Origin of the sequence: Comamonas testosteroni TK102 (assembly GCF_000739375.1) — a bacterium.
Classification (GTDB): Bacteria; Pseudomonadota; Gammaproteobacteria; order Burkholderiales; family Burkholderiaceae_C; genus Comamonas; species Comamonas brasiliensis.
Window position 1 is genome coordinate 5,145,186 of record NZ_CP006704.1, and the last position, 12,796, is coordinate 5,157,981.

General features: G+C 64.7%; 13 protein-coding genes. 2 read left to right on the forward strand and 11 right to left on the reverse strand.

Going from position 1 to position 12,796, the window contains the following annotated elements; translation table 11 throughout:
* Window positions 1–44 precede the first annotated feature (44 nt).
* The 3 genes from O987_RS23320 to O987_RS23330 form a co-directional block, all read right to left on the reverse strand.
* Complete coding sequence (locus tag O987_RS23320) at window positions 45–278, reverse strand: Fis family transcriptional regulator (RefSeq protein ID WP_003051481.1); 234 nt, start codon at window positions 276–278, stop codon at window positions 45–47.
* A complete protein-coding gene (gene dusB, locus O987_RS23325; RefSeq protein ID WP_043375099.1) occupies window positions 275–1,339 on the reverse strand; it encodes a tRNA dihydrouridine synthase DusB in 1,065 nt (354 codons plus the stop codon). The genes O987_RS23320 and dusB overlap by 4 nt, the downstream gene beginning before the upstream one ends.
* 153 nt (window positions 1,340–1,492) lie before the next feature.
* Window positions 1,493–2,284, reverse strand: coding sequence for a M15 family metallopeptidase (locus O987_RS23330; RefSeq protein WP_003051475.1), 792 nt, complete (start codon window positions 2,282–2,284; stop codon window positions 1,493–1,495).
* A 155-nt stretch (window positions 2,285–2,439) separates the two neighbouring features.
* On the opposite strand from O987_RS23330, the gene O987_RS23335 reads away from it, so the two are divergent.
* Window positions 2,440–2,952, forward strand: coding sequence for a YqaA family protein (locus O987_RS23335; RefSeq protein ID WP_043375102.1), 513 nt, complete (start codon window positions 2,440–2,442; stop codon window positions 2,950–2,952).
* Between the two features lie 42 nt (window positions 2,953–2,994).
* On the opposite strand, the gene O987_RS23340 is transcribed toward O987_RS23335, so the two are convergent.
* From O987_RS23340 to O987_RS23380, 8 genes are all read right to left on the reverse strand, one after another.
* Window positions 2,995–3,687 (reverse strand): hypothetical protein, encoded by a 693-nt coding sequence (locus tag O987_RS23340; RefSeq protein WP_043375105.1) that lies wholly within the window; start codon window positions 3,685–3,687, stop codon window positions 2,995–2,997.
* Between the two features lie 291 nt (window positions 3,688–3,978).
* Window positions 3,979–5,007 carry a tripartite tricarboxylate transporter substrate-binding protein gene (locus tag O987_RS23345; RefSeq protein WP_003051467.1) on the reverse strand — a complete coding sequence of 343 codons (1,029 nt, stop codon included), beginning with the start codon at window positions 5,005–5,007 and terminating at the stop codon, window positions 3,979–3,981.
* A 43-nt stretch (window positions 5,008–5,050) separates the two neighbouring features.
* On the reverse strand, window positions 5,051–5,920 hold the full coding sequence (nadC, locus tag O987_RS23350) for a carboxylating nicotinate-nucleotide diphosphorylase (protein WP_043375107.1): 870 nt from the start codon (window positions 5,918–5,920) through the stop codon (window positions 5,051–5,053).
* Between the two features lie 151 nt (window positions 5,921–6,071).
* Window positions 6,072–7,010 carry an NUDIX hydrolase gene (locus O987_RS23355; RefSeq protein ID WP_019042999.1) on the reverse strand — a complete coding sequence of 313 codons (939 nt, stop codon included), beginning with the start codon at window positions 7,008–7,010 and terminating at the stop codon, window positions 6,072–6,074.
* Between the two features lie 45 nt (window positions 7,011–7,055).
* A complete protein-coding gene (locus tag O987_RS23360; RefSeq protein ID WP_043375111.1) occupies window positions 7,056–8,444 on the reverse strand; it encodes a sensor domain-containing diguanylate cyclase in 1,389 nt (462 codons plus the stop codon).
* A 333-nt stretch (window positions 8,445–8,777) separates the two neighbouring features.
* Complete coding sequence (ychF, locus tag O987_RS23370; protein ID WP_003051453.1) at window positions 8,778–9,872, reverse strand: redox-regulated ATPase YchF; 1,095 nt, start codon at window positions 9,870–9,872, stop codon at window positions 8,778–8,780.
* A 264-nt stretch (window positions 9,873–10,136) separates the two neighbouring features.
* Window positions 10,137–10,460 carry a hypothetical protein gene (locus O987_RS23375; protein WP_043375115.1) on the reverse strand — a complete coding sequence of 108 codons (324 nt, stop codon included), beginning with the start codon at window positions 10,458–10,460 and terminating at the stop codon, window positions 10,137–10,139.
* 110 nt (window positions 10,461–10,570) lie between these two features.
* Complete coding sequence (locus tag O987_RS23380) at window positions 10,571–11,458, reverse strand: MOSC domain-containing protein (protein WP_043375117.1); 888 nt, start codon at window positions 11,456–11,458, stop codon at window positions 10,571–10,573.
* A 163-nt stretch (window positions 11,459–11,621) separates the two neighbouring features.
* Between O987_RS23380 and O987_RS23385 the strand changes: the two genes are divergently transcribed.
* Complete coding sequence (locus tag O987_RS23385; protein WP_029158498.1) at window positions 11,622–12,749, forward strand: FAD-dependent monooxygenase; 1,128 nt, start codon at window positions 11,622–11,624, stop codon at window positions 12,747–12,749.
* Window positions 12,750–12,796: the final 47 nt, after the last annotated feature.

Genomic DNA, 12,796 nt, shown 5'->3' on the forward strand with positions numbered 1-12,796 from the left:
AGATGGATCGGCGCTTGCAGCTATGGATTCGGTAGCCTCGTCGTTCAGAGCAACTCGTGATCGACCAGCTTTTTGCGCAGGGTGTTGCGGTTCAGGCCCAGCCATTCGGCAGCGCGCGACTGGTTGTTGTCGGCCTGGCCCATCACCACTTCCAGCAGCGGTTTTTCAACCAGACGAATCACCATGTCGTAGACATTGGCCGGTGTTTCGCCCTCGAGATCGCGGAAATAGCCCTCCAGGCTATCGCGAACGACTTGTTCTAAATTCTGATGGCTCATGCAGTCATTTCTGCCGGTTCATCCAGCTCGCTGCTTGCTTCAGCAGCGGCCGTGGCCGCCGGGATACGATCCATCTGCTGCCCGAGGGCCTCCAGATAGTCGGCCACGGCCTGCCATTGCACCGCACAGTCCTCAATGGTGTTGATGTGTTTTCTGAACTCTTCCCCGCCCGGCAGAGCACGCAGATACCACGCAATATGCTTGCGGGCGCTGCGCACGCCGACTCCCTCGCCGTACAGGCTGTAGTGATCTTGCAGATGCTCGAGCAGCAGGCGGCGCAGCTCGGCCACCAGAGGCGCAGCCATATGCTCGCCGGTGGCCAGAAAGTGCGCAATCTCGCGGAAGATCCACGGCCTGCCCTGCGCTGCGCGGCCGACCATGATGGCATCCGCCCCCGTGTAGGCCAGCACATCGCGGGCTTTTTCGGGGCTGTTGATATCGCCGTTGGCCACCACGGGCACCCGGACCGCCTGCTTGACGGCCGCAATCGTGTCGTACTCGGCAAAGCCCTTGTAGCCCTGCTCGCGCGTGCGCCCGTGCACCGTCAGCATCTGGATGCCGACCTCCTCGAACTGGCGCGCCAGCAAGACAGCGTTCTTGTGCGTGTCGCACCAGCCCGTGCGCATCTTCAGGGTGACGGGCACGTTGTAGGGGCGTGCGGCTTCCACGACGGCCTGGGCGATCTCCACGGCCAGCGGCTCGTTCTGCATCAGGGCGGAGCCCGCCCATTTGTTGCAGACCTTCTTGGCCGGGCAGCCCATGTTGATGTCGATGATCTGCGCGCCGCGCTCGATGTTGTAGACGGCGGCTTCGGCCATCATGAGCGCTTCGGTGCCGGCGATCTGCACGGCAATCGGTCCGGGCTCGCCTTCATGGTTGGCACGGCGGCTGGTCTTGAGACTGTTCCACAGATCCTTGCGGCTGGTCACCATCTCGCTGACCGCATAGCCGGCCCCCAAGGCCTTGCACAGCTGACGAAACGGCCGGTCCGTCACTCCCGCCATGGGAGCGACAAACAGACGATTTGCCAATGGAATATGACCAATGTGCAGGGCGGGCATGGAGAAAGTTGGCTTCGGCGGCAGACAGGGTCTGGCGCAAACCGGGCGCTGGAAAAGAGGGCCGGATTATACCTGCCCAAAATTTCAGCAGAACCAAACACCATGCATCACCCTGCGGGTCGAATCACTATCAGGCGCTGCGGCCCCGGCGCCTCAGTTGCTGCGCACCGGCATGTCGAAGTACTGCTCGGAATAGGGCTCGCCGACCAGCGTGTAGTGCCACCACTCCTCGGGCAGATTCTTCCAGCCGTTGCGCTGCATCAGGCTGCGCAGCCAGCGCCGGTTGTGCTGCACATCGGGCGACTGCTGGGCATTGTCGGTATGCGACTGCTCGTCAAACAGATCGAAGGGCGTGCCCATGTCCACCTCGATGCTGTCGGCCAGCGGACCGCGTACCCACTTGCTGGCGCGCCTGGCATCCACCACCAGCAGCGTCATGTCCACGGTGCTGGCACGGCTGTGACCCGACTTCTCGGCGATATAGCCGCGCTTGAACAGCTCGCTCTTGGGCACGCGCGGGTAATACATGTCCTTGTTCTTCTGGTCGGCCAGATCACGGCCCCAGCGCACAAAGTCGTCGACGGCCTTCTGCGGGCGGTAGCAGTCATAGACCTTCAGGGCCAGGCCCTGTCCTGCCAGCTCGCGTTGAACGGCGGCCAGGGATTCGGCGGCCGCGCGGCTGAGCCAGCATTCCCCGGCCTCATAGCCGGCCACGGGACGGCCCAGGAAGTTGTGGCGTGTTGCATAGCGCATATCCTGGCGCACGCCCGGAGCCACGCTGGAGAGCTTCACCAGGCGCGCCGTGCCGATATCGACCGGTGCCTGCGTGCCCGGCGCCACGCCTGTGAACGAGACGCAGCCCGCGATCAGGCCCAGGGCCGTGGCCGCCAGGCCCGTCTTGAACCATTGCCCGGCCATCGCCACGCGTGCTGTGTTGAAAGCCATTCCTACTCACTCCTTTGTTCTTGTGCGTGCACACCATACCTCAGCCCATGCCCTGCCCGCCGCAAAATATTCTCGCGCTGCCATGCCCCACGGGCCCTGCTGCGGTCCAAGGGAAATCGCGCAGCGCCTAAACTCACCAGCCTATGGAAGCTTGGATGCATCAGTTGCTGCAGTGGCTGGCCCTGCCGCAGTTCGGTTTGAGTACCGTGTTCATCGTGGCCCTGGTCTCGGCCACGCTGCTGCCCCTGGGTTCGGAGCCTGCGGTGGCGGGGCTGCTCACGCTCAATCCGCACCTGTTCTGGCCGGCCATCCTGGTGGCCACGGCCGGCAACACCGTGGGCGGAGGCATCAGCTGGTGGATGGGCCTGGGCGCCCACAAGGCCTGGAAGCTGGCCCGAAGCCGCCGCCATCAGGGAGACGAGGCGCCGGCTCCGCCGCACAAGCCGCCCCACAGGCAGTCGCGCTACCACCGTCTGGCACGCTACTGGCTGCGGCGCTTCGGCGCCAAGGCCTGCCTGCTGAGCTGGCTGCCCGTGGTGGGCGATCCGCTGTGCGCCGTGGCCGGCTGGCTGCGCCTGCCGTTCTGGCCCTGCGTGCTGTACATGGCCATTGGCAAATTCCTGCGCTATCTGATCATGACGGTGGTCATACTGCACTTCATCCCCTGAGAACCTGCTGGCGTTCCAAGCCCGGCAGCCGTTGCCGTCGCATCAGGGCAGAAAGGGGGCCGTCAGCAGGCGCAAGCCCACCGAGATCCAGCGCTGGCTACCGTCACCGAAGCGATTGCCGTAGGTGGCATCGATCTGCACACGGTCGGGCACCAGCCAGTGGCGCAGCCCGACCTGCGCCAGGGGCCGGCCCGAGCCTCCGCCATAGGTTTCGGCAATCAGCCAGGTGCGGCCCGTCAGCTGCGTCTCCGAACCCAGCCCCCAGGTGAAGCGGTTGCTGTGCACGCCCTGATCGCGCCGCCAGCCCACATTGGTGTGCAGCACCACCTTGTCGTCAAGCAAGGAAAAGCTGGCCGGCACATAGGCATAGGTATCGTGGCCGCCACCCGCATCGCGGCGCGGGTCGCGTGCCAGCCCCATGGCCAGGCCCACGCCCCAGCCGTTGGTCTCCAGCGGCTTGAACAGGGTCTTGCCCTGGATCACCTGGGCGCTGGCGCGCGTGCTGCCATCCATGCGCGTGAGCGCGCCGCCCATGGTCAGCTCCAGATTGCCTGTGAAATTGCAGGCCGGCAGGGCCCAGAACTCGGCATGCCCCTTGGGGTGGCGTACCCAGCTCTCGAGCTGGCAGGCCTTGGCGTCGACAATGCGCGCATCGTCGGTGTTCATCGGGCGCGCGGCATGGGCGCTGCCGGCCAGTACGGCCATGGCAGCGGTCAACAGTGTCATGGGGCGCATCGGTTCTTCCTGGTCTGTATAGGTTCTTCTGAGGCCGCGCAAGCGCATGTTCACGCTCCGAGCCCGACAATCTAGCGCCGCACTGTGACACAGGTTTGGCAGGCCTGAACAAAGCCGCGCCGATTCAGGGACGGGCCGCTGTGGCATGTGCAGACGGCAAAGTCTCTGGTCGGCTCAGGGAGTAATAAATTAATAGCTTCTGTCGCCTTCTGATAAACAATTTCAATATGAAAACATACTGAATTTGTTTATTTATTGGCGATTACAGCTATCAAAATTATCGATTCACCCTCAGTCCACCCCCAGCCCCAGATGCTGTGCGAGCGCCGCGTAGCGCTGCATGTCTGCCTGTATCCGCGCCTCGAACTGCGCGGGCGAATCCGAGGCCAGCACATAGCCCTGCTCCTGAAGCGCCTGGCGCATGGCCGGCTGATTCAGGATGCGTGCCAGCTCCTCGTGCAGTCGCGCCACCACGCCATCCGGAGTGGCCGCCGGCGCCAGCAGGCCATGCCACTGCTCCACGGCAAAACCCCTCACGCCCAGCTCGGCCACGGTGGGCACGCCGGCCAGCTGGGCCACGCGCTGCGGGCCGGTTACAGCCAGAGCGCGCAGACGCCCGGCCGCAATCAGCGGCGCGGCGCTGCTGATGGTCACCACGCCCAGCGGCACCTGGCCTGCAGCCACGGCCATGGCCGCCGGGCCGCAGCCCTTGTAGGGCACATGCTGCAGCCGCGTGTGCAGGGCCTGGGCCAGCATCTCGGCCGCCATGTGCTGGGGCGTGCCGTTGCCGCAGCTCGCAAAGGCCTGGGCAGCCCCTTCCGCGGACGGGGCCAGCACATCCGCCAGAGCCTGCGCGCCGGTGGGCGCGGCTCCCTTCTGTGCGCCAGCGCCCTGCGGGGCATATTTCGGAGCGACATCCTCCGGCGGCAGCACCAGTACCGAGGCGATGGTGCCCGCGTTGAACACGGCGCGGAAGTCGCGCTGCGGATCGAAATCCAGCTGCCGGTAGACGCCGGGATTGATGGCAAACGAGCTGTTGACCATGAGCAGCACGCTGCCGTCGGCCGCAGCGCGCGCCACCTCGCGTGCACCGATGTTGCCGCTGGCGCCCGGGCGGTTGTCCACCACCACGCTCTGGCCTATGCGCTCCTGCAGAGCCGTGCCCAGCCGGCGGGCCAGCAGGTCCGTGCCGCCGCCGGGCGGAAAGGTCACGACGATGGTGACGGGCTTGTCAAAGCGCATCGTGGCCGCAGCGCCCCTGTGCGATTGCCACAGGCCCGCAGCCACGACGGCCAGGGCCAGCGTGGCCGCCGCAGTCATCCCGATGCGGCGAGCGGCCGGTCCTGCCGCGAGACGCGCCATCTCAGGCGTCGAGGCCAATATCGAGCACGCGCGCGCTGTGCGTGAGCCAGCCCACGGCGATCTGCTCGACCCCCGTGGCGGCCACGGCCGGCGCGGTCTCCGGCGTGATACGGCCCGAGGCTTCGGTGATGGCCCGGCCCTTGCACATGGCCACCGCCGTGCGCAGATCCTCCAGGCCCATATTGTCCAGCAGCACCACGTCCACGCCCAGCTGCAGCGCCACGTCCAGCTGCGCCAGCGTGTCCACTTCCAGCTCGATCTTGACCATATGGCCCACGCCGGCGCGGGCGCGTCCCACGGCCGTGGCGACATCGCCGGCCAGCGCGATATGGTTGTCCTTGATGAGCACGGCGTCATCCAGGCCAAAGCGGTGGTTGCTGCCGCCGCCGACCCGCACGGCGTATTTCTGCAAGGCACGCAGGCCCGGCATGGTCTTGCGCGTGCAGGTCACCCGCGTGCCAAAGGGCTTGATGGCCTCGGCGATCGAATGCGTGGCCGTGGCCACGCCGCTGAGATGACAGAGGTAATTGAGCGCCGTGCGTTCGGCCGTGAGCATGGCCCGGCTTTTGCCGCGAATGCGGGCGATCTCCATGCCGGGCTGCAGCCGCGTGCCGTCTGCGCAGCGAACGTCAAACTCCAGGCGAGCGTCCATCAGCACGAAGGCCAGGCGTGCCAGATCGAGTCCGGCCAGCACGCCCTCCTGCCTGGCCACCAGGCGCAGCTCATCCACGGCATCGGCGGGAACAATGGTGTCGGTGCTCAGGTCTCCGGCGCGCCCCAGGTCTTCCAGCAAGGCCATGCGCACCAGCGGCTCCAGCATCACATCGGGCAAGGAGGGGATGGGCAAGGCCGCAATTTTATTAATGCTCATTTTGAGTATTTATGGTTCAATAAAAAACGCGAAGGCATCCGGATCACTGCCGCGCCTCGCGCAAACCGACTTATGCTAAATCTGAGCATTACTTAAGTCAAGCCGTCGCCGCAGTGAAAACAGTTCCCCATCCACTGCAGGAATCAGGCCGTCAATGACTTCTGGCCAGCGGCAGCTTGTTGCCTGCGATGGCGCGCTCCAGCATCACATTGCGCCGGAAGCGGAACAGCTTGGCCGGGCGGCCCGCACCCACGGCCGTCACCTGGCCGGTCTCCTCCACCAGTGCCTGCTGCTCGATCAAGCGACGGAAGTTCTGCTTGTGCAGACCGCGCCCGGCCAGCGCCTCCACGGTCTGCTGCAGCTGCAGCAGCGAGAACTCCTCGGGCATCAGCTCGAACACCACGGGCCGGTACTTGATCTTGGCGCGCAGGCGGGCCATGCCGGTGGCAAGAATGCGGCGATGGTCGTTGCCCATGGCCGCACCGGGCAGCAGCGAAGCGGCAGCATCGCCCTCCCCCTCTCCCCAGGCTTCGGGCACCACGGCGGCCTCGAACAGCAGCTCGTAGCGCTGCAACACCAACTCCTCGTTCCACTCGTGCTCATCGAGACCAAAAGTCATGGCCGCTCTTTGCCATCTGGCGCTTCTGGCCACGCTGTCCGAAGCTTTTTCGCTCCAGGCATGCAGCGCTGGCGCAATGCGCTCGGCGATCACGCCGGGCATGCCTTCGCGCCAGTCCTCCCAGGGGAAGTAGCGGTACCAGTCCTGCCAGCCCGGCTGGGCGGCACCGGTCTCGTCCAGCTCCTGTGTCAGCGCCAGATAGCTGATGGAGATGACATGCATGCCCAGTTGCTGCGAGCGCTCGCGATCCGCAAAGGTATAGAGCTGCTCCACAAAGCCCAGCGGATGGTGGGTCTGCTTCTCCACCCAGGCGCGCAGGCTGGCCTGCAGCGAGCGGTGGTTGCTGGTAAAGGGCCCGGCAGGCAAGGCCCGCCCGGACCCGGTGGTCAGGATACGGGGCTGGCCGCCCGTGACGGCGACCAGCACTGCCACCAGATCGGCCTGCACGGAATGCAGTTCTGAATTGTTCAAACCACTCAAAAGCTTTGGAGACAAGGTCGGGAAGAAAGACAAATTCTACGGTGCGGCCGACCCTGTCCACGGCTTATCCGGGCTCTGCCCCGAAAAGCTCAGGGCATCGCACTGCGCAAGTGCCTCGGGAGCCTGCACCAGCGGCATGTTCATCGACCCCGTGGCAATGGCTACCTGATTGCGGCCCCGGTGCTTGGCTCGGTAGAGCGCGGCATCTGCGCGCTTGAGCAAATCGTCCTCGGTCTCGCCCGGCTCCCAGAGCCCCACGCCCAGGGAGATGGTGAAGCCCCCGACCTCCGGGTCCGAACATGCCTCCACGGCGCAACGGATGCGTTCGGCCAGGCTCACGGCCACGCCGAGGCTGGCATCCGAGAGAATGATCAGGAACTCCTCGCCGCCCCAGCGCACGGCATGGTCATAACGACGGACCTTGCCCGAAAGTACCTGCGCCACCATCTTGAGCACGCGGTCTCCGGCCACATGGCCGAAGCGGTCGTTGACCTGCTTGAAAAGATCGATATCGCCCAGGATCACCCCATAGGGCCGCAACTGGTTCTGGGCCTGCAGCTGGCCGCGCTTGAGTTCGGCCTCTCCCGCATGGCGGTTGAGCAAGCCCGTCAGCTTGTCGCGGTTGGCGCGCTCACGCAGCTCCATCTCTCGCTTGACCATGCGGCTGATGTCCTTGGATGCCCCCACATAGTGGCTGACCTGGCCCGACTCATCGCGCAGGGCCGCAATGCTTTGCTCGGCGTAGTACACGCCACCGCTTTTGTGGCGGTTGATGAAGGTGGCGCGAAAGTTGTGCCCCAGACTCAGGGCCTCCTGCAGCTGGGCGTAGAACTCGGGCTCGTGCAGGCCCGAGCGCAGCATCTCGGTCGGCTGGCCCAGCAGTTCCGCCGCGCTATAGCCCGTCAGGGCTTCAAAAGCCTGGTTGACGAAGACGATGGTGGAGTGGCGGTCCGTGATCAGAATGCCATCATTGGCCGCATTCAAGGCCCTGGCCAGCAGCGCGCGCTCCTGCTCGGCCTGCACACGCTCCGAGATATCGCGCTGCACGGCCACAAAATGCCGGATCACGCCCCGCTCGTCACGCACCGGAGAGATATTCCACTCCACGTGGTAGCTCTGGCCGTCCTTGCGGTAGTTCACCACACTGCCCTGGAACGGCAGACCCTGCTCCAGCGAGTCATGCAGGCGCTGCAGCTCCATCAGGTCCGTCAGCGGCCCCTGCAGCATGCGCGGCGAGCGGCCCAGCAGCTCTGCTTCGGCATATCCGGTCATCTCGCACAGGGCCGCATTGCAGTACTCGATCACCGGCCCTTCGCCGCCCAGACTGGCATCGGTAATCATCACCGCACAGAAGGACTGGCCCATGGCGATCTCCAGCAGCTGGCCGGTGATCGTTCGCTTTGCGGTGGCATTGGCACGAATCATGTTGGGGACCTCGAGCGCGCTGTGCAGTCGTGAGGGCTCATTATTCGTTACTTTGCGTCACTTGCGTATATCAAAGATTTCTGCGCTCCGCTGGTCCCTGCCTCGCCGCCGGCCCTGATGGATGGCGAAAGCCCAGGTTGGCCCCTGCATATTGTTCTGAGCGGCGTCAGCAAGGCTCGGCAGCGCCAAGAACACCCGGACCGCCAGAGGTCCGCGAGACTTTGAGGCAGAGACCAGACGCAGCCGCATCCTGGCCCTTGCCGCCGAAAGCCCGCATAAAAAAAGCCCCGCCATGGCTGGCGGGGCTTTTAGCGCTGCAATGCGCAGCAGGCGTCAGACGTTGAACAGGAAGTTCATCACATCGCCGTCCTTGACGATGTATTCCTTGCCTTCGGCGCGCATCTTGCCGGCATCCTTGGCACCCTGCTCGCCCTTGAAAGCGATGTAGTCCTCAAAGGCAATGGTCTGGGCACGGATGAAGCCGCGCTCGAAGTCGCCATGGATCACGCCCGCAGCCTGGGGGGCCGTGGCGCCGACGCGCACGGTCCAGGCACGCACTTCCTTTTCACCGGCGGTGAAATAGGTCTGCAGGCCCAGCAGCTTGAAGCCGGCACGGATCAGGCGGTTCAGACCCGGTTCTTCCAGGCCCAGTTCCTGCAGGAACATATCGCGGTCTTCATCTTCCATCTCGGCCATTTCGGCCTCGATCTTGGCGCAGATGGCCACCACGGGTGCGCCCTGGGCTTCGGCGTATTCCTTGAGGCGATCCAGCAGAGGATTGTTCTCAAAGCCGTCTTCGGAGACATTGCCCACGAACATGGCGGGCTTGGCGGTGATCAGGCAGAAAGGCTTGAGCAGGGGCGCGTCTTCCTTGGACACGGCCACCACGCGAGCCGGCTTGCCTTCATTCAGCGCCGCCTGAATGGGCGTCAGCAGCGCCACCAGCTTGGCGGCTTCCTTGTCGTTGCCGGACTTGGCGGCCTTGCTGTAGCGGTTCAGCGCCTTTTCCACCGTGGCCAGGTCGGCCAGGCACAGCTCGGTCTGGATGACTTCGATGTCGGCAATCGGGTCCACCTTGCCTGCCACGTGGATCACGTTGGGATCTTCGAAGCAGCGCACCACGTTGACAATGGCGTCGGTCTCGCGGATGTGGGCCAGGAACTGGTTGCCCAGACCTTCGCCCTTGGAGGCGCCAGCCACCAGACCGGCGATGTCCACAAACTCCACAATGGCAGGAACAACGCGCTCGGGCTTGACGATCTCGGAGAGCTGATCCAGACGCGGATCCGGCACTTCCACGACGCCGGTATTGGGCTCGATCGTGCAGAAGGGATAGTTCTCGGCGGCGATGCCGGCCTTGGTCAGCGCGTTGAAAAGAGTGGACTTGCCCACGTTGGGCAGGCCCACGATGCCGCATTTGAGGCTCATGGAAATTCCTTATGTATCAATGCACTATCGAGCACCACACCCATGTGGCGGAAGTGCCCGATCCGCATCGGCGCGAATCTGGTTCTTCTGAAGCGTGACCCCTGGGCACTCTGTCCGTCCAGAGTTTCGTCCCGGTTTGGCCACGGAAAGCCCATGATTGTAATGACCCGGCAATCTCTGCTCTTGTGCGGTAGATTGCACCGCCCTTGCAGCTGCCAAGCAAAAAGCCCGCCGCAAGGCAGGCTTGAGAGAGAAAATGCCGAATCAGCTTGCGCTCACCGCCGGCGAGCAAGTACGCATGGGGCCAAACAGCTGCTCCAGCCCTGCGGTCTCTTGCAGCCTTCGGAACTGGGACTGCGAGCGGCACAGATACTTGGTCATGCAGGGGGTCTGGCAGCCGCGCATCAGGGCCGGCACCTTCTGGGCAAACTCCAGCACCCAGTCTCCAGCCTCGCAGCCTATATGACCATGGCCGTCCGGCAGGCGGAAGTCGCCGTCAGGCGCACGAAACGTCAGGCGGGCGATCTTTCCGGCAAAGGCGCTGCCGCCGGTGAGAACCACGAAATCGCCAGACTTGAATTCAGCCATGCTGCCCTCCCCTCGTTGCTGCTGCCAATGACCCTATTGGACACTGCTTCGGCGGCATCCCTATTACAGGGATGCCCCAAGTCCTTGAAAGACAAAGACCTGCGCCACCCTCAATCAAAGCGCAGATGGCCCGCCAGCTGCTGACCCACAGCCAGTTCAGCCCCTGAACCAGCGGCATCGGACAGGCCCAGCACCATCGCGTTCATGCCGAAAGTAATAGCGCCATCCACACGCGGGTCCTGACGGTAACCGGAAATTGAATCTCCCACAGCAGTCCCGGGCACGGCGGTATCGGGGTCCACATCGGGAATCGGGCAGCGCGTACAGGGCTTGCAGGGTTTCAGGCTCAGGCCGGGCAGCTCCTGCAGATCCAGCTGCTCCACGCGGTCTTCATCGTGGGCTTCTATATCGGCAATCACGATATTCGGACGAAAGCGCCGCGCATCGACGGCGGCTTCGCCGGCCAGCGTGAGTCGCTGGTTGAGATCGTCCACGGCCGACTGGCTGAGCAGCAGCAAGGGGTAGCCATCGGCAAAGTGCACCGGGGCATCGCCATCGCCCACCCAGCGCTCGCTGGCCCGGCGCGGCCGGGAAGCATCGAAGCGCACCAGGCGGCAATCCTCGGCCAGCACCTGGCTCAGCCAGCTGCGCGCGGGCTGCGCCCATGCACCGAGATCCCAGGCATCGACCGTGTCCTTCCAGACTCGAACGCGGCATTGGCCGCCCTGCAGCTCCAAGGGAATCTGCAGGCTGTCCATGCCCGGAAAATGCAGCAGCAAATACGCATCCGTAATCTCGGGGCGGATCAGTGCCATGCGCGGATGACTGCGCTGGGTCAAAAAAACTCCATTCGCATCCACCACCATCCAGTGCCTGTCCCATTGCAGGCCATGGCGCGAAAGCCTGGCCCTGGGCAGGGCAATGCCGGCACAGGATTTGACAGGGTAGATCCACAGCTCGGCAATCCTGCCCTGCACGTCATAGCTGGAGTCGGTCATCACATCTCCTTCGATTACGGATTCTTCATCATTTTGCCGCCAATCCCTTGCCTGACATCCGCAGGCCGCTATCAACAACATAGTCGCCCGCAACCGGCGGTCAACCGGCCTGAGGTTTCCGCTCTGAGCGCAGGCCCTGTCCGCGCCTCCTACAATGCCGGACATGGCGCAAACCTTTGATGTATGTATTCGTGGAGCCGGCATTGCGGGCCGGACCTTGGCTCTGTTGCTGGCGCGTGAGCGTCTGCGTGTCGCGCTGGTGGTGCCTCCGCAGCCTCGATCCCCGCAGCACAGGGATGTGCGTGCCTATGCGCTCAATGCCAGCTCCAGGACCGTGCTGCAATCGCTGCGCTGCTGGCCCGACGAGCAGGATGCGACGCCCGTGCTCGGCATGCAGGTGTTTGGCGATCTCGACGGCCAGGTTCAGTTCAATGCAGCTTCCCAGGACGTGCAGGCCCTGGCCTGGATCGTCGACGTGCCTGCGCTGGAGCAGCGCCTGGCCGAGGCCGTGCGCTATCAGCCTCAGGTGGAAATCGTCGCGGAACCCGTGGAGGCCGCCCTCACCGCCGTCTGCGAAGGCCGTCACAGCAGCTCACGCAGCGAATTCGGCGTGGAGTTCTCCGTCACGCCCTACTCCCAGCACGCAATTGCCACACGCCTGCGCTGCGAGCTGCCCCATGGAGGCATTGCACGCCAGTGGTTCACACCCGAAGGGATTCTGGCCTTTCTGCCTTTGGGCGGGGCCGAGGGTCATGAAGTGGCCGTGGTCTGGTCGCTGGAACACTCGCTGGTGCCCGACTGGCTGGCAAGCGATGAAGAGAGCTTCACCACCCGCCTGCAGTCCATCAGCCAGGATGCACTGGGCCAGCTGGAGCTGGTGGCCGAGCGCGCCACCTGGCCCCTGCAGCAGGCCGTGGCCGACCGCTGGTGCGGACCGCTGGACAGGAACAGCCAGCAAAGCTGGGTGCTGGCAGGAGACGCCGCCCATAACGTCCATCCGCTGGCCGGCCAGGGTCTGAACCTGGGCCTGGGCGATGTGCAGGCGCTGGCGCGCGTCCTGCAGGAGCGCGACTACTGGCGCAGCCCCGCCGATCTGAAGCTGCTGCGCCAGTACGAGCGCGAGCGCAAGGCGGCCCTGGCCCCCATGGGTCTGGCCATGGACGGGCTGCAGCAGCTGTTTGCCCGCCCCGAAGTGCCGGTGCAGATGCTGCGCAACTGGGGCATGAAGGGCTTCGAGCGCAGCGGTCCGCTCAAGTCCTGGATGGCCAGGCAGGCCATGGGCCTGCTCTGAGAAACTGCTCGGGGAACCCTTGGCGCGACCCGCACTCCAAGCAACAG